Raw genomic sequence first — 21,408 nt, 5'->3', positions numbered from 1 at the left:
CTCGGCCGAGCCGGGGACCGGGCGGTCCGCTGATCGGTACCAGCGTGCCGCAAGCTCCCTCCGGAGAGGGAGGCGAGCCCCTCCTCGGCGGGATCCGCCCGGACCGCCGCCCCGGTTGACTGGTGATCGACGACGAGCGGGGAGGAAGACCCATGGTGCGCAGGCGAATCGGGCGACTGGTGGCCCAGGCGGTGGCGGTGGCGGTGCTGGCCGGAGCGGCCGCCGTGCCCGCCGCGGCGGTGGAGGGCGGGACGGGGGACATCCGCGCCGCCATCGAGGCCGTGCCGGGACTGCGGATCGTGGAGGAGAAGCCCGCCGCGCCCGGCTTCCGCTTCTTCGTCCTGACGCTGCACCAGCCCGCCGACCACCACCACCCCGAGCGGGGCGGCTTCGAACAGCGGCTCACCCTCCTCCACCGGGGCACCGACCGCCCGACCGTGCTCTACACCAGCGGCTACGAGGTCTCCACCAGCCAGAACCGCTCGGAACCCGCCGAACTGCTGGACGGCAACCAGGTGAGCACCGAGCAGCGGTTCTTCGGCACCTCCCGGCCCGAACCCGCCGACTGGAACGACCTCGACATCGAGCAGGCCGCCGCCGACCACCACCACGTGATCGAGGCGCTGCGCGCCGTCTACCGGGCGCCGTGGATCTCCACCGGTGGCAGCAAGGGCGGCATGACCACCGTCTACCACCGCCGGTTCTACCCGCAGGACGTGGCCGGATCCGTCGCCTACTCGGCGCCGAACAACGTCGACGACCGCGAGGACTCCGCCTACCTGGACTTCCTGCGCACGGTCGGCACCCCCGAGTGCCGCAGCGCCCTGCAGGCCGCCCAGCGGGCCCTGCTGGAGCGCCGCACCGCCCTGGTCGCCCGCTACCAGGCGTGGGCGGACTCCCGGGGCGACGGCTTCCGGCTGGTCGGCAGCGCGGACCGGGCGTTCGAGGCCGCCGTGCTGCGCGCGCCCTTCATGTTCTGGCAGGCGCAGGGCCAGGCGGCCTGCCCGTCGGTGCCGGCCGCGGACGCCTCCGACGACGTCCTCTACGACTGGCTCGCCCGCGTCGCCCAACTGCCCGTCTACGCCGATGCGGTGGCCACCGGCTTCATCCCGTACTTCTACCAGCTGGGCACCCAGCTGGGCTACTTCCCGGTCGAGACGGCCCACCTGGCGGACCTGCTCCGCTACCCCGGCGTCACCGAGCCGCGCACCTTTGTCCCCCGCGAGATCCCCCTGCGCTACCGGCCGCAGGCGATGCGGGACGTGGACCGCTGGGTCCGCACCCGCGGCGAGCGGCTGATGTTCGTCAACGGCGCCGCGGACCCGTCCGTCGCCGAGCCGTTCCGGCTCGGGAACGGCTCCCGGGACTCCTACCTCTTCCAGGTGCCGGGCGGGACGCACTCGGCGCGGATCGCCCGACTGCCCGCCGCGGACGCCGCGGCGGCGACCGCCACCCTGCGGCGCTGGGCGGGGGTGTGACGGGCGGGTGGCTGGGGGCGACCGGGGCCCGCCGGTCCTGTGGCGGGCCGCTCGCCCCGGGCGCTCGTGCGGGTGAGACGCCGTGTCGGCGCACCCTCCGGCCGCGGCCCGGGGCGGTGGCCGGTCTCAGTAGAGGGCGTCGCCCATCGGCGAGCCGTCACCCGTGACGTAGGCGCGGATCGCCGCCAGGTACTCCTGGCGGCCCACCCGGCCGTCCCCGTCGCCGTCCAGCGCGTCGAACGCCGCGTCGGCGTTGTCGGCCCGGTTGCCCAGGGCCCGCCGCAGGAGGGTGAACTGCGCCCGGTCCAGGGCGCCGTCCTGATCGTCGTCGGCGAGGTCGAACAGGGCACCCAGGGCGTACTGGCAGACGTTGTCGAACTTGTCGGCGTCCACCCAGTCGACGTACTCCTGATAGGTCATCACGCCGTCGCCGTTGGCGTCCATCGCGGCCCAGGCCCGCTCGCCGGTGGCGCGGGCGGCGGCGACCAGCGGATCGTCGTCACCGCGGCCGGTCGCCCGCTGGGCCCGCTCGATGCGGACGAAGTAGTCGTGCCGGGAGGCGACTCCGTCCCCGTCGGTGTCGAGCATCGCGTAGACGCGGGCCTTCGGGCCGGTGGGATCGGCCGGGGTCGAGTACGGCTCCGTGAAGGGGAGCGGCATGTGGGTCTTCCTTCGGGTTCGGGGCGGGCGTGCGTCGCCGGGCGGTCCGTTCAGCGGGTGAGGCGGAGCACCAGGGTCGAGTCGAGGGCGGTCTCGCCCGCGGGGGTGCCGCAGCCGGTACCGGCGCTGGTGCCCACGGCGTTGACGGCGTCGCCCGCGAAGCGCGCGCTGTCGGTGGTGACGGCGCCGGTGACGACCAGTGAGGCGGTGCCGTTCACCTTCACGACGTCGGTCCGGTCGAACCGGAAGGTGGACACCGAGCCGTCGGTCCAGTGGACGGTCGTCGTCGAGGTGTCCCCGTGCTCGTCGCCGGTGCACTCGGTGGCCGGCATGGCGACGGTCCGCTGGAAGGTGCCGGTGCCCGCGTCGGCGCCGGCGGCGTCCACGCAGGAGGCGGTGCCGGTCATGGCCAGGGTGTCGGGTACCGGGAGGTTCGTCCCACCGAGGCCGACGGCGTGGGCGAAGACGCCGTGCCCCTTCAGCACGCAGGTGGCGTCGGTCACCGGTGCGGCGGCCGGGGAGGCCTCGGTCGGGGTCCCGGCCAGCAGCGGCACGGCGGCGACCAGCGGCACCACGGCCAGCAGCGCCCCACGGACGGTGATCTTCATGCGTCGTTCTCCCGATGTCCTCGGCTTCGGCGTGGACGCAGCCCGCCCTCCGGGCCCGCCCGCTGACGGCGGCCCTGCGGCCGCCCTGGGCATGATCGGGGTCGGGGCCGCGCCCGTCCCGGCGGCGCGCCACGCGCGGTCGCAGGTTCCCCCCATCGGGTGGACGCCGGGTGGCCGGCTTCACTCCTCGACGGCCACCCGGACGGTGTCCAGGCCGGGATCCGCGGCGTCGGGGATGAGCATGCCGGCCTCGAGGCCGCTGCGCAGGTAGCGGACCACCTCGCCGTTGAGGCGCTCCCCGGGCAGTGCGGCGGGGATGCCGGGCGGGTAGGGGGTGAGCATCTCGGCCGCGATCCGGCCGGCGGCCTTCTCGACCGGGACCTGTTCGGTGGGCCCGAAGAAGGCGTCGCGGGGCAGCAGCACCTGTTCCAGGCGCAGCTCGGCGGGCTCGGGGACGTGCACCCGGCCGGCGGGCCGCAGGGTGGGCGCGACGTCGACGAGCTCGGTCAGGGCGTCGAGCAGGACCCGGGTGGTGGTGTTGTCGTCGGCGTGGCTGAGCTGGGCGCTGATCCGGCGGTGGTCGCACACGTGCAGGTTGATCTGGTGGTGGGAGCGCAGCCAGTCGCCGGCGCGGTAGCCGGTCGTGCCGAGCGCCGAGATGCCGACGACGACCTGGAGCGGGTCGAGGTCGGCGGCGCGTCCCGCCCCGCAGAAGTCCGCCCGGCCGTGGACGTGCAGGCCGTCCAGCCGGTCGATGTCCCGGCGGAGCTCCTCGGCGAGCTGCAGCGCGTCCGGTCGTAGAGCTCGCGTCCGTGCTGGACCATCTGCCGGCGCCAGCCGTCCAGGGCGGCGTACACCAGGACGGAGGGGCTGGTGGTGCCGAGCAGATCCTCGCGCTGACTGAGCACGGCCGGATCGATCCGGTCGCCCTGGAGGTGGAAGACCGAGCTCTGTTCGAGGGCGGAGCCCATCTTGTGGACGGAGGTGACGCAGACGTCCGCGCCCACGTCCATGGCCCACCGCGGCAGGTCCGGGTGGAAGGGCAGGTGCGCGCCCCACGCCTCGTCGACGATCAGCGGCAGGCCCCGGTCGTGGCAGACCTCGGTGATCGCGGCGAGGTCCGCGCAGGCGCCGTAGGGCGTGGGCGAGGTGACGAGCGCGCCGCGGGCGTCCGGGTGCTGCTCGAACACGGCGCGGACGGAGTCGGCGGAGGGCGGGTGCGCGAGGTGCAGGTCGGGGTCCCACTGGGGCTCGACCCAGATCGGGCGGATGCCGGCGAGGATGAGGCCGGCCACGACGGACTTGTGGACGTCACGGCCGACCAGCAGCTCCTCGTGGGGGCCGGCGACGGACAGCATGGCGGCCTTCACCGACAGCGAGCTGCCGCAGGTGGAGAAGAACGTGTGGTCCGCTCCGACGGCTTCGGCCATCAGCTCCTGGGCATGCTCCAGGATGCCCCGTGAGGACGTCCGGTCGTCCAGGCCACCCGTCGCCAGGACGTCGGAACGGAACACCTCGGCGCCGAGCGCCTGCAGGACGCGCGGGTCGGTGCCGCGACCCTGCCGGTGGCCGGGGGGCGTGAAGCCGGTCATCGGGTTGGCGTGGAAGGCCGCGAGGGCCTCGAGAACGGGGGCTTGGGACTGGTCCATGGGCGGCGCCTGCCCGGACGGCCCGGAAGGAAACGGGAGCGGCCGGCGGGTGGCGCCCGGTGCACGGGCCGACCGACGTTTGGGACGGGCTCGGCGGGTAACCGTGCGTATGTGCTGACCATCGGCGTGGAGGAGGAGTACGTCCTCATCGATCCGGCCAGCGGCGTGCCGGTGGCCCGCGCGGCCGACGTCCAGGCTGCCGCGAACCGCCAACGCGCCCTGACCGAGGGCGAGGTCCAGCGGGAGCTGAGCCAGGCGCAGATCGAGGTCGCGACCCCGGTGTGCCGCAGCCTGGACGAGGTCGGCGGGCACCTGCTGCGCCTGCGGCACTCGCTGGCCCAGGCCGCCCGGGCGTGCGGCTGCCGGCTCGCGGCCACCGGGTCGGTGCCCTTCACCGACCGGCTGCGCGTCCCCGTCACCCGCACCCCCCGCTACCTGCGGCTCCGGCGGGCCGCACCGGCCCTCGTCGACGAGCAGCTGATCAACGGCATGCACGTCCACGTCGGCGTCCCGGACCGCGAGGCGGGCGTCCGGGTCCTCAACGGCCTGCGGCCCTGGCTGCCGGTGCTGACCGCGGTCGCCGCGAACTCCCCGTTCTGGCACGGCGGGGACACCGGTTTCGCCAGCTGGCGCACGGTCGTCTTCGACCGTTGGCCGGTGTCCGGTCCGCCGCCCGAGTTCGCCGACGCCGCGGACTACGACCGCCGCATCAACACCCTCGTCGAGCGCGGGCTGATCGCCGACACCGGACAGATCTACTGGCAGGCCCGCTTGTCCGAGCGCTACCCCACGGTCGAGGTCAGGGCCATGGACGTGCAGCTCACGGTGGACGAGGCCGTACTCGTCGCCGGGCTCGTCCGGGCGCTGTGCGCCAGCACCCTCGGCGGCGCCGAAACACCCCCGTCCGAGCCGGAGTTCATCCGGGCGGCGGGTTGGTACGCCGCCCGGCACGGGACGACGGGCGTGCTGCACGATCCGGTCACCGGCCGACCGGTGCCCGCCCGGCAGGCCACCGGATCCCTGGTCGCCCGGGTCGACGAGGCACTGGCGGCCACCGGCGACCGGGACCGGGCCGCGTGCCTGCTCGGACGCCTCCACCGGGACGGCAACGGCGCGGTGCGGCAACGCCGGGCCCTGCGCCGGGAGGGCCGCGCCTCGGTGATCGGCCTGATCGTCGACGAGACCGCCTGAACCGCACGGCCCGGGCCCGCCGGCTCACCCCTCTCCGCCGGCACCCGCGGACGCTTCCCCGGCGGCCGCCGACCGACGGGGGAGGGCGGGTCCGGCGGCGTGATCTACTGAAGGCACCCCTCCCGACCCCCGACCTTCCGACCCCTCCGACCGACGTGTGAAGGGTGCACCATGCGAGAGCAGGAGTCCGCACCGGCCCCAGGCGTGGCTCCCGCGATCGGCGACCTCGGTTGCTACGCGGTCGACGGCAGCGGGCGGATCGTCGCGGTCAACGACCACGGCCTCCGGCTGCTGCGGCTGACCCTCGCGGACGCGCTCGGCCACGACCACCATGAGCTGCTGCACCGCAGTCCGGACGGGAGCGTCGTGCCGCGGGCGCAGTGCCCGGTCCTGGACGCCGTCCTGTCCCGGGCCACGTGCAGCGGTTCCGAGCTGTGCTTCCTGCGCGGTGACGGCCTGCTGCTGCCGGTGCACTGGACGACCACCCCCTGCCTCGGAGAGAGCGAGAACGGCGCGGCCACCCTGGTGCTGTTCCACCCCAGTGCGGAGGACGTGGCGGTCAACGCCCCGGGGACGCTGTCGGAGCTCGAACGGCTCGCGCTGCTCGCCGAGACCACCACCTCCCTGACGTCGACCATGAACGAGCAGGACACCGTCGACCGGCTGGCCGGGCTGGTGCTGCCGCGGTTGGCCGACTGGGCGGTGGTGGACCTCATCGACGACAGCGGCGACGTCTGGCGCACCCGGGTGGTCGAGCACCAGGACGGCCGCACCGTCCGGCACGAGCAGCTGGAGGGGCCGATTCCCGCCGTCGCCCCGCAGTCCACGCTGCCGCTGTCGCGCGCCCTGCGCGGGACCGCGGCCTCCCTGGCCGATCCGGGGGTCTACGAGGGCGAGCCGGACTCCGGCATCGCCGTCGTCCAGCACGAGCTGTTCCTCGCGACCGGCATGCACTCGGCCGCCATCGCGCCGATCCGCGGGCCGCGGGAGGTGCTCGGCGCGCTCACCCTGGGGCGCGGCGCCAACCCCGTGCCGTTCGCCACCCGCGACCTGTCGCTGCTGGAGGACATCACCCGCCGGGTGGGACTGGCGATCTCCAACTCGCGGCTGTACCAGCGCCAGCGGCGCGTCGCCGAGACCATGCAGCGCCACCTGCTGCCCCGGCTGCCCGACGTGCCGGGGGTGGAGCTCCACGCCGGCTACCTGTCCGCGCCGGACGCCTCCCAGGTCGGGGGCGACTGGTACGACGCCTTCGGCCTCTCGGACGACGCCACCGCCCTGGTGATCGGCGACGTCGTCGGCCACGACCTGGAGGCCGCCGCCGGCATGGCGCAGCTGCGCAACATGCTCCGGGCTCTCGCGTGGGCCCACCAGCGCCGGCCGAGCGGCGTCGTCGAGCAGCTCGACCAGGCCATGGGCCGCATCACCGACCTGCCCACCGCGACGCTCATCCTGGGCCACCTCGCCCCGGACGCGGACGGCGGCTGGACGTGGACGTGGACCAACGCGGGTCACCCGCCGCCCCTCCTGGTCACGTACGACGGCCGCGCCGACTACCTCCAGGCCCCGCGCAGTCTCCTCCTCGGCAGCGGCGTCGCGGCGCCCCGTGCCGACGCCTCGGTGCGGCTGCCGCCGGGATCCACGCTCGTGCTGTACACCGACGGCCTCATCGAGTCGCGCGCCAGCGGCGTCGAGCCGGGCCTGGCCCGGCTGCGCCGGCACGCCGCCGCCCTCGCGCACCACCACGTGGAGTCCTTCTGCGACCGGCTGCTGGAGCGCGTCCGGCCGCCGGACAACGACGACGACGTGGCCCTGCTGGTGCTGCGCGTCCCCCGCCGCCGGGGCCGCTGACACCCGGCGGCGCCGCGGGACGGGTCGTCCCCGGCGGCCGCCCGGGCGGCCGTCAGCCGTCAGCCGTCAGCCGTCTCCTGCCGAGCCGCGCTGCTTCCGGCCCTCCCGCCGCGGGCCGTCCCGCTCGGGGCCGTCCCGCTCGGGAGCATCCCGCTCCGCGCCGTCCCGCTCCGCGTCGTCCCGTCCGCCGTCCCGGAGCTCGGTGATCACCGCCCAGGCGACCGACACCACCGGCACGGCGACCAGCGCCCCCAGCACCCCGGCCAGGACGGCTCCGCCCGTCACCGACAGGGCGATGGCCACGGGATGGATGCGCACCGACCAACCGAGCACCAGCGGGTGCAGCAGGTGCCCCTCGATCTGGCCGATGATCACGATCAGGGCGAGCACGAGCAGCGCGACCACCGGCCCGCGGGCGGCCAGGGCGACCAGCGCCGCGATGGCCAGGGCGATCGGCGAGCCGATCAGCGGGATCAGCGTGGCCACGAACTCCAGCACGATCAGCGGCAGCACCAGCGGCACCCGCAGCAGCGCCAGGGCGATGCCGACCAGCACGGCGTTGGTCGCCGCCACGATCAGCACGCCCCGGGTGTACCCGGCGAAGGTGTGCCACGCGGCCGGCCCGGCCCGTCCCAGGACGGGTCGCGCGCCGGCGGGGAACTGCCGCTGGGCCCAGGACCACATCCGGTCGCCGGAGTGCAGGAAGAACACCGAGCAGAACACCGCGAGGGCGAGCCCGGTGACGAGCTCGACGGCGCGGCTCGCTCCGCTGAGCGCGGTGCTCAGCAGCGCCGAGCGGTGGGCGGAGATCCAGTCGCCGATCTTGGCCCTCAGGTCCGCGACGGTGCCGGGGCGCAGGTGGAAGGGGGCCTTGGTGAGCCAGTGGTCGATCCGGCCGAGGCCGCCGGTCAGCTCGCTGCTGAGCCGGTTCCACTCGTCGGCGACGTTCGTCCCGACCAGGGCCAGGACCCCGGCGACGACCACGATGGCGAGGAGGAAGGCGAACAGCACGGCGAGCGAGCGCGGCAGCACCCGGTCGAGCAGGTCGACCAGCGGGCGCAGGACGGAGGTGATGACCAGGGCCAGGAACAGCGCGATCACCGGGAGCTGGAGCTCGCCGAGGACGCCGACGAACAGGTACGCGACCACGCCGAGCAGGCCCAGCCGCCAGGCGTACCCGGCGGCGGTCCGCAGCCCGGCGGGGACCCGCTCCCCGGCAGGTGCCGGGCGGCCCCCGCGGGGCACCACGCGGGCCGGACGGGGCGCCACCCGCGCGGGGCGCAGTGCCGCCCGGGGCCGGCGGCTGCCGAGCGGCCGGGGGTGGCGGCCGGGCCGACCCGGTCCGGCGCCGTTCACGTCCACGGGGTGCCTCCCTGACGACGGCCGGGCTCGATCCGGTCCTCGCGGCTACCCCCGGCGGGCGGGGCGGAAACGGGCCCGCTCACAGCTGGGCCATGAGCGTGACCAGCATCGCGGCCAGCCCGACCGCGAGCCACGCGACGTAGTCGCCGAGCAGCCCGGAGTGCAGGCGGCGCAGCGGCAGCACCGCCCTGCGGTACAGCCCGCCGGTGCCGCGCCTCGGATCCCGGCGCACGGCCGCGGTGGCGAAGGCCACGGCCAGCAGGGCGGAGAGCAGCCCCAGCCCGACGCCGGAGGCCGTCCACCAGGCCTCCGGCGCGGGGGCGGGCGGCGGCCCGGGGTGCCCGAGGACGTCGGCGAGGTAGCCGGCGCGGTCGGTGAAGGCGGCCGCCGCGGACGCCAGGGCCCGCCCCACCCCCGGCAGCACTCCCACGGACAGGCACCCGGCCAGCAGCAGCGCGGGAACGACGACCATCGGCTTCGGCACCCTGCCCTCGGCCGGACGGATCTCCGGCCCCTCGCCCTCCCCGGTGGTCGCGGCCACCTCGGGCCGTTCGATCGGCGGGAGGCCGAAGCCGCCGAAGACCCGCAGGCCGGCCCGGAGCACCGCGCCGCCGGTGAGCGCGGAGACCAGGACGAACACCACGGGCAGCCAGCCGAGTTCACGCCCGGCGGCCTCCTCGGCGACGGCCTTGCCGAGGCCGGTGCCGTACGGGGGCAGGCCCGCCAGGGCGAGCGCACCGAGGACGAACAGCACCCCGGGCAGCCGGAGTTCGCGGGCCCGGCCGTGCAGGCCGTGTTCGTCCACCGAGCCGTACCGGTCGAGCAGGACCCCGGTGAGGCCGAACAGGGCGGCTTTGGCTCCCGCGTGGCCGGCCACGTACACGGCGGCGCCGCTCAGGCCGGCCGGATCCAGCAGGGCGGCGCCGATCAGGAACAGGCCGACGTGCCCGACGGTGGAGAACGCGAGCATCCGTTTGAGGTGCCGCTGCTCCCAGCACATCGCGGCGCCGACCAGGGCGGTGACGACGCCCACCGCGAGCAGGGTGTCCCGGACGACGGCGTCCGGAAGGCCGCCGGCCCCGGCGAAGACCACCCGGTGGATCCGCGCCACGCCGTAGAGGCCGAGTTCGACCATCACGCCGGACAGCAGCATGCACACCGGGCTCGGGGCGACGGCGTGGGCGTCCGGCAGCCAGAAGTGGAAGGGCGCCGCCGCGGCCTTCACCAGGGGGCCTGCCAGCACCAGGACGAACGCGATCACGACCAGGGCGTCCCGGCCGTGCCCGGCTGCGGCCCGTTCGTCCAGGGCGGCCCCGATCTGGGCGAGGCCGAGCTCCCCGGTGCGGGCGTAGAGCAGGCCGATGCCGACCAGTGAGAGGTAGGCGGCGGCCGAGTTGACCAGTCCGAAGGCGAGGGCGCCCTGGAGCGGCCGCGGGTCCTCGATCCGGTAGCCGGTCAGCGCGTAGGCGACGGCGCCCATGAGCTCGAAGAAGACGAAGGCGTCGAAGAGGTCCCCGGTGAGCGCGAAGCCGCACATCCCGGCCTCGAAGAGCAGCAGCAGGGCGGGGAACATCCCGCCGTGCTCGCCGGAGGGTTCGTCGAAGTACCGCCAGGAGTAGCACAGGACGGCCAGCACCAGGACGGTGACGAGCAGCGCGAGGCCGCTGCCGATCCGGTCGGCGACCAGGACGATGCCCACGCTGTGGCCGCCCGTCGGCGTCCAGTCGCCCAGCCAGGACACCGCCCGGCCGTCGGAGCCGGTGCGGGCCCACAGCGCGCAGAGGCAGACGACGTCGGCGGCGGCCCACAGGGTGGCGAGGGCGTCGCGGCCCCGGCGGGGGAGCCACCGGCCGGCGACGGCCAGGACGGCCGCGCCCAGCAGCGGGATCGCGACGGCCAGCGGGAGGAGGTCCGCGGTGCGCACCCGGCCTCACCCACGCAGCCCGGTGAGTTCCTCCGGGTCCACCGTGCCGTGCCGCTTGCGCAGTTGGATCACCAGGGAGAGGAGCAGCGCGGTGACGGTCGCCCCGACCACGATGTCGGTGAGGGCGAGCGCCTGGACGACCGGGTCGACCACCGGGGCGTCGGTCGGCAGGTCGGAGTAGACGGGGGCGGTGGCGCCGCTGCGGTAGCCGACCGCGAGCAGCAGGACGTACGTCGAGGACTGCGCGACGGCCAGGCAGCCGACCGCCTGCACCAGGTTGCGGCTGGTGACCAGTCCGTACAGCCCGGCGAGCAGGATCCAGCCGGCCACCAGGTAGGGGAAGACGCTCATGGGTCCACCTCGGTCCGCTGGTTCATCGGTCGCTCCTGCGCGGGACGACTTCCACCGCCTGGTCCAGGAAGTGGGCGAGCAGCACCACCACGCCGGAGGCGACCTCCACCCCGACGGCGGCGTTGATCACCGCGACCAGCCCGCTGGAGGACAGCTCGTTGAAGGTGCCGAGCGGCAGGGTGTTGGTGAGGTAGGCCGTGCCCTGGACGAGGCCGAGCAGGCCGAGGCCGGCGTACGCCCCGGCGGCCAGGGCGTCCGCGACGTCCAGCACCGCGAGCGGGCGGATCCGCTTGAGCACCAGGTAGTCGGCGGCGACGTAGGCCAGGTGCAGGGCGGTGGCCAGCACCACGCCCCCCTGGAAGCCGCCTCCGGGGCTCAACTGGCCGTGGGCGACGAGGTATCCGCCGACCAGCACGGTGACCGGCAGCAGCGTGGCGCCGAACAGCCGGGTGCTGGGCAGTACGGGCTCGGCGGAGGCGCGGCGCTTGTGCTCGTCCCGGGCCAGTCGCAGCAGTATCCCCGCGCCGAGCACCGAGCCGAAGAGGATCGACTCCTCCCCGAGGGTGTCGAAGGCGCGCTGGTCGAAGTTGACGGAGGAGATGATGTTGGCCGTTTGGCGGGCCAGTCCGGCGGCCACGGCCCGTTCCCCGTACGGGTGCCGGGCCCCGCCGAAGCCCGGGAGCTGGGTCGCGGCGGTGATCAGGGCGGCGGCGAGGACGGCCGCGGCGGTCAGGAAGAGCCGCAGCCGGGCGGTGCGGCTCACTCGCCGCGGTCCGAACGGTCGTCCGGGTGTTCCTCGCGGCGCACCCGGCGGACGGTCAGCAGGATCAGCAGCGGGGTGATCGCGCTGCCCACGCCGAGTTGGGAGAGTGCGACGTCGGGCGCCTGGAGGACGGTGAACAGGAGGGCGAGGCAGAGCCCGAGCAGGGCGAGGACGGCCGCCTGGCGGACCGGGTCGCGGGTGAGTGCGGCGGCGGTCGCGGTGACGGCGGTGAGCAGCAGCGCGATCACGATCAGGGTGTTGTTCACCGCTTCGCCTCCCGTTCGGCGCGGACGGTGGTCCGGGCGACGGCCATCGTGGCGATGGTGCCGCCGGCCGCCAGCAGCAGGCCGATCACCAGCAGCTTCGCGGCTCCACGGCCGGGCCCGGTGTCGACGGCGAGGGCGAGGGCGACCAGTGGGGCGCCCAGCGCGGCGGCGGGGGAGAGGGCGTGCAGCCGCAGGTAGGGGCCCGGCAGCAGGACGAGGGCGAACGCGGCGAGCAGCAGGGTGGCGGTGCCCACGCCCAGCAGGGCCAGGGCGACGGTGTGACGGCCCATCAGCGCTCCCTCCCGGCCAGGAAGCGGGTGAACACCAGGGTCCCGGCGGGGGCGAGCACCGCGAGGTCCAGCGCCAGGTCGGTGTAGGAGCTGCGGCTGAACCCCTGGGCGAGCAGCAGCAGGACGACGGCCGTCACCGTCGCGGCGAGGTTGAGTGCGGCCAGGCGCTGCTCGGCGGCGCCGCGCAGCCCGAGCAGCAGGCAGGGCCCGATCGCGCCGACGGCCAGCAGGGCGGCCGTCAGCAGCCAGGCGTTCACCGGGCGTCTCCGGTCAACGCCCGCTCCAGCGCAGAGGGTTCGTCGCCGAGCGTGTGGACGCTCAGGTCGCCGTCCTGCGCGTCGACCGCGATCGCGCCGGGAGTGGAGGACAGCAGCGCCGCCGCCCAGGCCGTGCCGGTGCCGGGGGCGAACCGCACGGTGCGGAAGCCGCCGTGCCGGTGCCGCGGCGACAGGACGGCGAGCGCGAGCCGGCCGGTGTCGGCCAGCAGTGTCCGGGGGAACGCCCAGAGGGCGTGCGCCAGTCGGGCCCCGCCGCCGGGTGCGGCCCCGGACGCGCGCCGCACCGCGATGGCGCCGACGGCGCCGAGGAGGGCGATGCCGCCGCCGACCGCCACCTCCAGGGGCGTCACCGAACTGATCAGCACCGTGTTGAGCAACAGCAAAACCCCCCACCAGAGCGTGAGTTCGACCGCCGTCCGCATCGCACCACCCCCAAGTCCTCGATGTCAGGGCGCCCGCCGCGGTGGCGGGCGCCCCAGGTCTACCGCCCGGTCGGCGTACGCGCGTCGCACGCAACGCCGCCGGGGTCGCGATCGCCGTACCGGACCACCCGTTCGCCGGACGGCGCGGCCGAAACCTCCGATGATCGGCCCGGTCGGCTCAGTCGGGCGTCTCGTGCGGCTCCGCCGCGTGGCCGGGTCCGGCCGACGACTGCTCCGACTCCGCAGCCGGTTCCGTCACCTCGAACTCCGGGCCGTCCTGCGGCCCCTTCTCCTGCTCGGGGGCGGGCGGTGGTCCGCCCTCGCCGGTCATCCGGGACTCGGGGGTCTCCACCGGCACCGGCGGATCCTTCGGAACGGGCTTTCCGGGGTCGCTCATTCGCGTTCACCTCCTGGGGCGGGGCGGACGGGGTCGGGCGCACTTCCGCGCGGCCTGGACGAGCGAGGCCTGGTCGGTCGGGGCCGGTCGGTCGGGACCGGAACGCCGGCCCGGACGGTCGGTCGTCGCCAGGCCGGGACGTCAGGGTTGGAAGAGCACCTTGACCACGCCGTCCTGCTTCTGTTGGAACATCTCGTACGCGGCGGGGGCCTCGGTCAGCGGCACGTGGTGGGTGGCGAAGCCCTCCACCCCCAGCGGGTCGCCGTCGCCGAGCAGCGGCAGCAGGTCCTCCGACCACCGCAGGACGTTGGCCTGGCCCATCCGCAGCCGCAGTTGCTTGTCGAACATGGTCATCATCGGCAGGGGGTCGGTCATGCCGCCGTACACGCCGGACAGCGAGATGGTGCCGCCGCGGCGCACCATGTCCACCGCCAGGTGCAGGGCGTGCAGCCGGTCGAGGCCGACCCGGGTCATCAGCCGGGAGGCCACCGCGTCCGGCAGCAGCGAGGTCATCCGCTGGGCGGCGGTCGCGGCGGGGGAGCCGTGCGCCTCCATGCCGACCGCGTCGATCACGGCGTGCGGGCCCCGGCCGTCCGTCAGCTCCCGGGCGGTGTCGACCACCCGGGACCCGTGCCGGGCGAGGTCCAGCACCTCGACGCCGTTCTTCCTGGCGCGTTCCAGCCGCTCCGGGACGAGGTCCACGCCGATCACGGTGCCGGCCCCGCGGTGGCGCGCGATGCGGGTGCACATGTCCCCGATCGGGCCGAGGCCGAGCACCGCGACGCTGCCGCCGGGCGGGATCTCGGCGTACTCCACCGCCTGCCAGGCGGTCGGCAGGACGTCGGACAGCAGGACGAAGCGGTCGTCCGGCGGTCCGTGCGGCACCGTGATGGGCAGCGTGTTGCCGAACGGGACGCGCAGCAACTCGGCCTGACCGCCGGGCACCTGGCCGTAGAGCTTGGTGTAGCCGAAGAGCGCGGCGCCGGTGCCGTAGGCGTGCACCTGGGTGGTCTCGCACTGGGACTGCAGGCCCTGCACGCAGAAGTGGCAGGTGCCGCAGGAGACGTTGAACGGCACGACCACGCGGTCGCCCGGCTCGACGGCGTGCACGGCGCTGCCCGTCTCGCGGACCACGCCCATCGCCTCGTGCCCCAGGATGTCGCCCTCGTCCAGGAAGGCCCCGAGGACCTCGTACAGGTGCAGGTCGGATCCGCAGAGTCCGGTGGTGGTGACCTCGACCAGGATGTCCGTGGGCTCCTGGATCACCGGGTCGGGGACGGAGTCGACGCGGACGTCGCGGCGCCCGTGCCAGGTCACGGCCTTCATGCTGGATCTCCCTCCGGTCGAACCGGGCCGGCGGCCGCACGCGCGCGGCCGCCGGCTGCCCGGACTCAGTCCTTGCCGACGTCCTTGATCTTCTCCGCGGCCTGCTTGAGGTCGCTCTTCATCTGCTTGCCCCGGCCCTCGGCCTCGACGCCCGGGTCGTCCGTGGCCTTGCCGACCGCCTCCTTGGCCTTGCCGTGGACCTTCTCGGCGGCGTTGCGCAGCTTGTCGTCGGTACCCATCGGGTGCACTCCTCTCATGGCGGGGGGCTGATGGCGCCCCGGGGCCGCGTGTGCCCCGCGCCGGGGATTCCACACCGGGGATTCCACACCGGGAATTCCCGTCCCGGCGCGGACCGTCAGCCCTCGGACGGCTCGGCGTGGGCGGGGAGCCCGCGGACGACCCGCCCGTCCGGCCCGGTCATCACGACCAGGCCGTCCAGGTGGGCGAGGTGGTACGGCTGGCCGCCGTCCACCATGATCATGTAGACCAGGCCGCAGGGCGCGACCTCGGCCCGCACCCGCTCGTCGCAGTCCTGGTAGACCGGGTGGCCGTGCGGGCCCGGCGGGCCGTCCAGCGAGAGCAGGCACCGGCCGACGGGCTCCGGGCACACCACGAGCCACACGGGGGGCGGTTCCACGGGCACCGGGGCCTCCGTCATGACGCCGTCGGCTCGTTGTGCGCCCGGCTCGCCCGGCGCCCCAGGGTGGTCAGCCGGTGGACCGGGCCGCCCCGCGGGTGCCGGCTCGCGGCCAGCGAGCCGGGGACGCCGTGCTCCGGCGCGCTGCCCGCCCCCGGCAGCAGCCGCGCCGTCAGGCCCAGCAGGCGGTTCGTGGTCGCGGGCGCCACCCCGTGGGCCAGCACGGCGGCCTTGGCGAGCGGCGTCAGCACCAGCTCCCGCCGCCCGCTCTCGGCCGCCCGGACGATCCTCCGGGCGGCCCGCCGCGCGTCCATCGACACCAGCGGCAGCGACGCGGCGGTCGCGAACCACGCGTACTCACGGCCCGCCTGCCCGGCGAACTCGGCGGCGGTCTGCGAACCGGTGCGCATCAGCCCCGGCAGAACGGTGGTCACCCGGATCCCGTACTGCCCCAGCTCGGCGCACAGGCCCTCCGAGAGCCCGGTCAGCGCGAACTTGGCGGCCACGTACGGCAGGAGGTGAGGCGCCGGGATCCGCCCGCCGATCGAGCTGATCATGACGATCGAGCCCGCGCCGCGGGCCCGCATCGACGGCAGCACCGCCTGGACCATCCTCAGCGGGGCCATCGCCATCAGTTCGTGCGCCCGGCGGAAGTCCTGCTCCTGCATCGCCGAGACCGGGCCGACCTGGATCACGCCGGCGTTGTTGACCAGCAGGTCCACGTCCGCGCCGAACCGCTCCCGCACCGCGGCCAGCAGCCGGGCCGGCGCCTCGGCGTCCATCAGGTCGCAGGTCGTGGCGGCCACCTCGCCGGGGCGCCCGCGCAGCTGCCGCAACGCCCGCTCCAGCGCCAGTTCGTCCCGGCCGCAGATCATCACCGAGCAGCCGCGGTCCGCGAGTTCCCCCGCGATCAGCAGCCCCAGCCCCCGGGAGGAGCCGGTCACCAGGGCCGTCCGTCCGGCCAGGCTCGTACCGCGCATCGGTCGTACCTCCTTCCGGACCCGGGGGTCCGACCCTGCCGCGTGTGTCCGGCCGACCCGGCCGCAAACCCCCGTGTGGTCCGGCCCGGGCGGGGCACCAGCCTTACCATGAGCAGATTGACCACCGCCGACCCGCACGGCCCCGGCTGGCGCCGGCTGCGCCGGGGCCGCGGCTTCGCCTACCGGGACGCCGACGGCACCCCGCTGCGGGACGCCTCGGCCCTCGCCCGGGTGAAGGCGCTCGCGATCCCGCCCGCCTGGACGGACGTGTGGATCTGCCCCCACCCCCGCGGGCACCTCCAGGCCCTCGGCACCGACACGGCCGGACGCCGCCAGTACCTCTACCACCCCGAGTTCCGGGCCCGGCAGGAGGCCGCCAAGCACGACCGCGTCCTCGCCGCCGCCGCGGCGCTGCCCCGGCTGCGCGGACGCGTCCAGGAGGACCTCGCCGGGCGCGGACTCGGCCCCGACCGCGTCCTCGCCTGCGCCGCACGCCTGCTCGACCTGGGCTTCTTCCGGATCGGCGCGCCCGGCTACGAGCGCGCCAACGGCTCGTACGGCCTCACCACCCTGCACCGCGACCAGGTGGCGGTGCACGGCAGCCGGGTGCGCTTCGCCTACCGGGCCAAGTCGGGCCGGGAGCGCGACCTCACCCTGGAGGACCGCGCGGTGGCCGCCGTGGTCCGGGCGCTGCTGCGCCGCCGCGACCAGGGGCCGAGACTGTTCGCCTTCCGGGAGGGCCGGACCTGGACGGAGGTCGACGCCGCCCGCCTCAACGCCTACCTGCGCGAGCACAGCGGCACCGACCTGTCCGCCAAGGACTTCCGCACCTGGCACGCCACCGTGCTGGCCGCGGTCGGGCTGGCGGTCTCCTGGCCGTCGGCCGCGCTCCCGCCGGCCGCGCGCCGGCGCGCGGAGGCCCGGGTGGTCCGGGAGGTCGCCGTCCACCTGGGCGACACCCCTGCCGTCTGCCGCGCCGCCTACCTCAACCCGCGCCTGTTCGAGCTGTACCACCGGGGCGTCACCATCGCCCCGGCCCTGCGGGCGCTCGCGCCGGGGGAGGGGAACGGCCTGCCCGGCACCGGCGAGGAGGTCGAGCGGGCGGTCATCGACCTGCTGGGCGGTGCGGGCGATCAGCCGCGCCGGGCGTCCGTCCAGGCCAGCAGCCGGTCGCGCGGCCAGGTGGTGACCAGCCGTTCGGCACCGAGGCCGAAGCGCGCGGCGCGGGCGTAGCCGGAGGTGAGCCAGTGCAGCTGCTCCGGCGCGTGCGCGTCGGTGTCGACGGCGAACAGGCAACCGGCCCCGACGGCCAGCGCCAGCAGCTCGTCGGGCGGATCCCGGCGCTCGGGGCGGCAGTTGATCTCCACCGCCGTTCCGGCCGCGGCGCAGGCGGCGAACACCGCCTCGGCGTCGAAGCTGGACGGCGGCCGGCCGCGCCCGGTGACGATCCGCCCGGTGCAGTGCCCGAGCACGTTCGTCCGGGGCTCCCGGACCGCCGCCACCATCCTGGCCGTCATCGGGTCCCGGTCCGCGCGCAGCTTGGAGTGCACGGAGGCCACCACCACGTCGAGGCGGTCGAGCAGCTCGGGCTCCTGGTCGAGCGAGCCGTCCTCGAGGATGTCGCACTCGATCCCGGTCAGCAGCCGGAAGTCCCCGGCGCGGGCGTTGTAGGCCGCGACGGCGTCGAGTTGGAGCCGCAGCCGCTCGGGGCTGAGGCCGTGGGCGATGGTCAGCCGCGGCGAGTGGTCGGTGAGCACGGCCCAGTGGTGCCCGAGCGCGCGGGCGGCGTCCGCCATCTCCTCGATCGGGTGGCCGCCGTCGGACCAGTCGGAGTGCAGGTGGCAGTCGCCGCGTGCGGCCGCCAGCAGGTCCCACCCGGCGCGGGCCTGCGGGCCGGCCGCCTCCTCCAGCTTGGCGAGGTAGCCGGGTGTGCGGCCGGCCGAGGCCTCGGCGATCACCTCGGCGGTGACCGGTCCGACACCGCGCAGCCGGCGGGCCCGGTCGGCGTCCACCGCCCCGGGCGGCAGGGCTCGGGCCGCGTCGGCCGCGGTGTGGAAGGCCCGGACGCGGTACGTCGAGGCGCCGTTCCACTCCAGGAGGAAGGCGATCCGCCGCAGTGCCTCGGCCGGGTCCATGGCGGTGCGCGCCTCAGGGAGCCGTTCCGCGCACCGCGGCTCACCGCCGCCGGGCGAGCGCGCCGGCGGCGGCGCCGAGCAGCGCCGCCCCGCCGGCGGCCAGCAGGCCGTGGTGCTGGGAGGCCCACAGCTGGGTGCTGCGCTCGCGGGACTCCTCGTCGAAGCGGCCGTGGGCACCGCGGTCCGCGGCCGCGTCGGCCGGGGCCCAGAGGTTGGCCCGGTCCTGGCCGCGGTGCAGCTCGTCGTCCTGTTGGGCGGCGATCCCGGTGCGGGCCAGGTACCGGTCGAGCAGGCCGGGGGCCAGGGAGTTGGCGATCAGGGTGGCCGCGGTGCTGCCGCCCACCCAGTACTCCCGCCGCCCGGGGTGGTCGGCGGCGTAGCGGACGGCCCGGGCGGCCAGCTCGGGCTGGTGCACGGGCGGCACGGGCCGGGCGCGGCCGCGCAGCCGGTTCAGCACCCAGTCGAACTGCGGGGTGTTGACCGCCGGCAGCTGCACCATGGTCACCCGCACCCCGGACCCGCTGGCCAGCAGTTCGCACCGCAGCGCCTCGTGCCAGCCCTGGATGGCGTGCTTGGCGCCGCTGTAGGCCGTCTGGAGCGGAATGCCCCGGTAGGCGATCGCCGAACCGACCTGCACGATCGTGCCGTGGTCGCGCGGCAGCATCCGGCTCAGCGCGGCGCGCGTGGCGTTCACGTAACCCAGGTAGGTGACGTCGGTGACCCGCTGGAACTCGGCGGGGCTGATCTCGGTGAAGGGCGCGAACACGGACACGAAGGCGTCGTTGACCCAGACGTCGATCGGGCCGAACTCCGCCTCGGCCCGGGCGGCCACCGCCTCGCAGGCCTCCGGATCGGACACGTCCGCCAGGACGGTGCGCACCGGCGAACCCGCCGCCTCCGCCTCGGCCGAGGCGGCGCGCAGCCCGGCCATGCCGCGGGCGACCAGCACCAGGCGGTCGCCCCCGGTGGCGAAGGCCCGGACGCAGGCGCGGCCGACCCCGGCCGTGGCACCGGTGATGACGACGGTGCGGGGCTTGGAACGGGTGCGTCTCGTCATGGCGGGGCGTCTTGCCGGGCGGGCGGCACCGAAACGTCAGGGCCCGGAACGTCAGGGCCCGAAATGTCAGGGACCGAGACGCGAGGGCCCGATACATCAGGGACCGGGACGCCAGGAACCGAGACCTCAGGGTTCGGAGCCCGTGTCGGGGTCGTCCGGCGGCCGGGTGTACTTGCCGTCGTGCCGGCGCAGGTGCTGGACGGGCAGGATCAACCAGCAGGACGCGAACCAGACCATGACGGCGCCGGTGATCCAGCCGGAGGCCGCCGACCCGGTCGCCACCCGCAGCAGGAGCAGCAGCGCCGCGCTGACGGTCAGGGCCAGCAGCACCAGTCCGATGGCCACCAACCGGGCCGCCGCGTCGACCAGTTCGGGCTTCAGTCGACGCCCGGCGAAGATCCGGTGGTAGGCGACCGGGGAGGTCAGTGCGCCGGTGGCGAGGGCACCGAGGACCACCGTCGAGACGTACAGCCCCCGGTCGAAAGCGCCGAGTTGGGCGAAGCGCGGCATGAACGCCACGCTCAGCAGGAACCCGAAGAGGATCTGGGAACCGGTCTGGGCGACCCGCACCTCCTGGAGCAGCTCGGCCCAGCGCCGGTCCGCCCGCTCCTCGGGCGACTCCTGCCGACCGGTCCTCGGCCGCGGAAGGTGCCCGCGCTCGCTGTCCGGCGTCGTCATGCTGCTCGCCTCCACCTCCTGTCCGTGGAGCGTGTAGCCGTGACAGGTCCGGGCAAACGCCGGTCATGGACGACGAGCCAGTGGCGTACCCGGCCGCGCTCCGGGGGCTTCCCGGGCGCCCGGGCGTCCGTGCCGCGCGGCATGATGGTCGCGACGGCACGTCGCCGTCCCGATCGCCCAGGGAGCGTGCCATGCCACCGCGAGCCGAAGATCCCACCGGGGCCGAGGAGGAACAGGGCGGCGGGCTGCGCATCGCCGTGGCCCGGGCCGGCCCGGCGCGCGTGGTCACCGTCGCGGGGGAACTGGACCACGACTCGGCGGACAGCCTGCGCCCAGTCCTCGCCGGTCCCGCCGAGGACGGCGTCGAGCGGATCGTCGTCGACCTCGCGGGGCTGCGGTTCTGCGACTCCACCGGCCTCAACATCCTGCTGCACGCCCGGATCGAGGCCGAGGCCACCGGGCTGCGCCTGGAGCTCGCGAGCCTGCGCCCGATCGTGGCCCGGCTGTTCGCGATCACCGGCGCGGACACCGTGCTGCGGATCCATCCCGACCTGCGGGCGGCGCTGGCGTCGGCCGACGGGCCGTCCGACGACGCGGGCGAGACCCCCGGGTCGGCGTGAAGGGGGCTGGACATGGACCGCTCCGGACCAGGACCACAAGCGGCCGCGGGAGACACGAGACGGCTCGTGTTCACCGGCAGTCGGGGAGCGGTCCAGCGCAGCCGCGAGTTCAGCCGTGAGGCGCTGCGGTCCTGGCACTGGCTGCCCGCGCCCGACGACGAGCAGGAGGCCGTCGCCGAGGACGTCCTGCTGATGGTGTCGGAACTGGTCACCAACGCCTGCCTGCACGCCCCCGGAGGCCCGCACGAGCTGCGGCTGCACTGGGACGGCCTCCGGTTGCGGGTGGAGGTGCTGGACGCCAGTCCGGTGCGGCCGCAACTGCGGCCGTTCGCCGATCCGGGCCGGCCGGGCGGCCACGGCCTGCGGGTGGTGGACCGGCTCGCCGGAGCCTGGGGCACTGTGCCGGCGGGCACGGGGAAGTCGGTGTGGCTCGAGGTGGCCTCCCCGCTCGACCGCCGCGTCGCCCCCGCCGGGAAGGGCGGGGG

General features: G+C 75.4%; 24 protein-coding genes and 1 pseudogene. 6 read left to right on the top strand and 19 right to left on the bottom strand.

Features of this window, described 5'->3' with window-relative positions; translation table 11 throughout:
- The first annotated feature begins 152 nt into the window (after nucleotides 1–152).
- The gene (locus ABT247_RS19435) at nucleotides 153–1,478 is read left to right on the top strand and encodes a S28 family serine protease (protein WP_350744037.1); all 1,326 of its coding nucleotides are present in this window, start codon (nucleotides 153–155) and stop codon (nucleotides 1,476–1,478) included.
- 126 nt (nucleotides 1,479–1,604) lie between these two features.
- On the opposite strand, the gene ABT247_RS19430 is transcribed toward ABT247_RS19435, so the two are convergent.
- From ABT247_RS19430 to ABT247_RS19420, 3 genes and pseudogenes are all read right to left on the bottom strand, one after another.
- Nucleotides 1,605–2,138 (bottom strand): EF-hand domain-containing protein, encoded by a 534-nt coding sequence (locus ABT247_RS19430; protein WP_350744036.1) that lies wholly within the window; start codon nucleotides 2,136–2,138, stop codon nucleotides 1,605–1,607.
- Between the two features lie 50 nt (nucleotides 2,139–2,188).
- Nucleotides 2,189–2,746 (bottom strand): hypothetical protein, encoded by a 558-nt coding sequence (locus ABT247_RS19425; protein ID WP_350744035.1) that lies wholly within the window; start codon nucleotides 2,744–2,746, stop codon nucleotides 2,189–2,191.
- A 180-nt stretch (nucleotides 2,747–2,926) separates the two neighbouring features.
- A pseudogene (locus ABT247_RS19420) lies at nucleotides 2,927–4,395 on the bottom strand (aminotransferase class I/II-fold pyridoxal phosphate-dependent enzyme).
- A gap of 111 nt (nucleotides 4,396–4,506) precedes the next feature.
- Between ABT247_RS19420 and ABT247_RS19415 the strand changes: the two are divergent.
- Together ABT247_RS19415 and ABT247_RS19410 are read left to right on the top strand one after the other, a co-directional pair.
- A complete protein-coding gene (locus tag ABT247_RS19415) occupies nucleotides 4,507–5,586 on the top strand; it encodes a carboxylate-amine ligase (RefSeq protein ID WP_350744034.1) in 1,080 nt (359 codons plus the stop codon).
- Nucleotides 5,587–5,757: 171 nt separating this feature from the next.
- Complete coding sequence (locus ABT247_RS19410; RefSeq protein WP_350744033.1) at nucleotides 5,758–7,437, top strand: SpoIIE family protein phosphatase; 1,680 nt, start codon at nucleotides 5,758–5,760, stop codon at nucleotides 7,435–7,437.
- 66 nt (nucleotides 7,438–7,503) lie between these two features.
- Here ABT247_RS19410 and ABT247_RS19405 read toward each other — a convergent pair whose 3' ends face one another.
- The 13 genes from ABT247_RS19405 to ABT247_RS19345 form a co-directional block, all read right to left on the bottom strand.
- Complete coding sequence (locus tag ABT247_RS19405; RefSeq protein ID WP_350744032.1) at nucleotides 7,504–8,799, bottom strand: AI-2E family transporter; 1,296 nt, start codon at nucleotides 8,797–8,799, stop codon at nucleotides 7,504–7,506.
- Between the two features lie 79 nt (nucleotides 8,800–8,878).
- Nucleotides 8,879–10,723 (bottom strand): complex I subunit 5 family protein, encoded by a 1,845-nt coding sequence (locus ABT247_RS19400; protein ID WP_350744031.1) that lies wholly within the window; start codon nucleotides 10,721–10,723, stop codon nucleotides 8,879–8,881.
- Nucleotides 10,724–10,729: 6 nt separating this feature from the next.
- Nucleotides 10,730–11,074 (bottom strand): sodium:proton antiporter, encoded by a 345-nt coding sequence (locus ABT247_RS19395; RefSeq protein ID WP_350744030.1) that lies wholly within the window; start codon nucleotides 11,072–11,074, stop codon nucleotides 10,730–10,732.
- A 22-nt stretch (nucleotides 11,075–11,096) separates the two neighbouring features.
- Nucleotides 11,097–11,837 carry an MnhB domain-containing protein gene (locus ABT247_RS19390; RefSeq protein ID WP_350744029.1) on the bottom strand — a complete coding sequence of 247 codons (741 nt, stop codon included), beginning with the start codon at nucleotides 11,835–11,837 and terminating at the stop codon, nucleotides 11,097–11,099.
- Nucleotides 11,834–12,103 (bottom strand): Na(+)/H(+) antiporter subunit B, encoded by a 270-nt coding sequence (locus ABT247_RS19385; protein WP_350744028.1) that lies wholly within the window; start codon nucleotides 12,101–12,103, stop codon nucleotides 11,834–11,836. The genes ABT247_RS19390 and ABT247_RS19385 overlap by 4 nt, the downstream gene beginning before the upstream one ends.
- The gene (locus tag ABT247_RS19380) at nucleotides 12,100–12,393 is read right to left on the bottom strand and encodes a monovalent cation/H(+) antiporter subunit G (protein WP_350744027.1); all 294 of its coding nucleotides are present in this window, start codon (nucleotides 12,391–12,393) and stop codon (nucleotides 12,100–12,102) included. Before ABT247_RS19380 ends, ABT247_RS19385 begins: the two co-directional genes overlap by 4 nt.
- Nucleotides 12,393–12,650: a monovalent cation/H+ antiporter complex subunit F gene (locus tag ABT247_RS19375; protein ID WP_350744026.1), complete on the bottom strand. Its 258-nt coding sequence runs from the start codon at nucleotides 12,648–12,650 to the stop codon at nucleotides 12,393–12,395. Before ABT247_RS19375 ends, ABT247_RS19380 begins: the two co-directional genes overlap by 1 nt.
- A complete protein-coding gene (locus tag ABT247_RS19370) occupies nucleotides 12,647–13,093 on the bottom strand; it encodes a hypothetical protein (protein ID WP_350744025.1) in 447 nt (148 codons plus the stop codon). Before ABT247_RS19370 ends, ABT247_RS19375 begins: the two co-directional genes overlap by 4 nt.
- A 178-nt stretch (nucleotides 13,094–13,271) precedes the next feature.
- A complete protein-coding gene (locus ABT247_RS19365; protein ID WP_350744024.1) occupies nucleotides 13,272–13,490 on the bottom strand; it encodes a hypothetical protein in 219 nt (72 codons plus the stop codon).
- 141 nt (nucleotides 13,491–13,631) lie between these two features.
- The gene (locus ABT247_RS19360; protein ID WP_350744023.1) at nucleotides 13,632–14,816 is read right to left on the bottom strand and encodes an alcohol dehydrogenase catalytic domain-containing protein; all 1,185 of its coding nucleotides are present in this window, start codon (nucleotides 14,814–14,816) and stop codon (nucleotides 13,632–13,634) included.
- 65 nt (nucleotides 14,817–14,881) lie between these two features.
- Complete coding sequence (locus ABT247_RS19355) at nucleotides 14,882–15,055, bottom strand: CsbD family protein (protein WP_350744022.1); 174 nt, start codon at nucleotides 15,053–15,055, stop codon at nucleotides 14,882–14,884.
- A gap of 116 nt (nucleotides 15,056–15,171) precedes the next feature.
- A complete protein-coding gene (locus ABT247_RS19350) occupies nucleotides 15,172–15,453 on the bottom strand; it encodes a DUF6296 family protein (protein WP_350744021.1) in 282 nt (93 codons plus the stop codon).
- A gap of 17 nt (nucleotides 15,454–15,470) precedes the next feature.
- A complete protein-coding gene (locus tag ABT247_RS19345) occupies nucleotides 15,471–16,433 on the bottom strand; it encodes an SDR family NAD(P)-dependent oxidoreductase (RefSeq protein ID WP_350744020.1) in 963 nt (320 codons plus the stop codon).
- A 108-nt stretch (nucleotides 16,434–16,541) separates the two neighbouring features.
- Here ABT247_RS19345 and ABT247_RS19340 point away from each other — a divergent pair, with 108 nt between their 5' ends.
- Nucleotides 16,542–17,666 (top strand): DNA topoisomerase IB, encoded by a 1,125-nt coding sequence (locus ABT247_RS19340; protein ID WP_350744019.1) that lies wholly within the window; start codon nucleotides 16,542–16,544, stop codon nucleotides 17,664–17,666.
- On the opposite strand, the gene ABT247_RS19335 is transcribed toward ABT247_RS19340, so the two are convergent.
- The 3 genes from ABT247_RS19335 to ABT247_RS19325 form a co-directional block, all read right to left on the bottom strand.
- Nucleotides 17,567–18,568 (bottom strand): PHP domain-containing protein, encoded by a 1,002-nt coding sequence (locus ABT247_RS19335; protein WP_350744018.1) that lies wholly within the window; start codon nucleotides 18,566–18,568, stop codon nucleotides 17,567–17,569. The two genes, ABT247_RS19340 and ABT247_RS19335, sit on opposite strands and share 100 nt — an antisense overlap.
- 40 nt (nucleotides 18,569–18,608) lie before the next feature.
- Nucleotides 18,609–19,625: an SDR family oxidoreductase gene (locus ABT247_RS19330; RefSeq protein ID WP_350744017.1), complete on the bottom strand. Its 1,017-nt coding sequence runs from the start codon at nucleotides 19,623–19,625 to the stop codon at nucleotides 18,609–18,611.
- Between the two features lie 126 nt (nucleotides 19,626–19,751).
- Complete coding sequence (locus tag ABT247_RS19325; protein ID WP_350744016.1) at nucleotides 19,752–20,303, bottom strand: DUF6328 family protein; 552 nt, start codon at nucleotides 20,301–20,303, stop codon at nucleotides 19,752–19,754.
- A 191-nt stretch (nucleotides 20,304–20,494) separates the two neighbouring features.
- Between ABT247_RS19325 and ABT247_RS19320 the strand changes: the two genes are divergently transcribed.
- Nucleotides 20,495–20,923: an STAS domain-containing protein gene (locus tag ABT247_RS19320; RefSeq protein WP_350744015.1), complete on the top strand. Its 429-nt coding sequence runs from the start codon at nucleotides 20,495–20,497 to the stop codon at nucleotides 20,921–20,923.
- A gap of 66 nt (nucleotides 20,924–20,989) precedes the next feature.
- Nucleotides 20,990–21,408 (top strand): ATP-binding protein (locus ABT247_RS19315; protein WP_350744014.1); only part of this gene is annotated, 419 nt, incomplete at its 3' end.

The sequence above is a fragment of the Kitasatospora sp. NPDC001539 genome, from assembly GCF_040298565.1.
Taxonomy (GTDB): Bacteria; Actinomycetota; Actinomycetes; order Streptomycetales; family Streptomycetaceae; genus Kitasatospora.
Note: the sequence above shows the minus strand (reverse complement) of the source record. Positions and strands in the feature narration are given on the sequence as shown.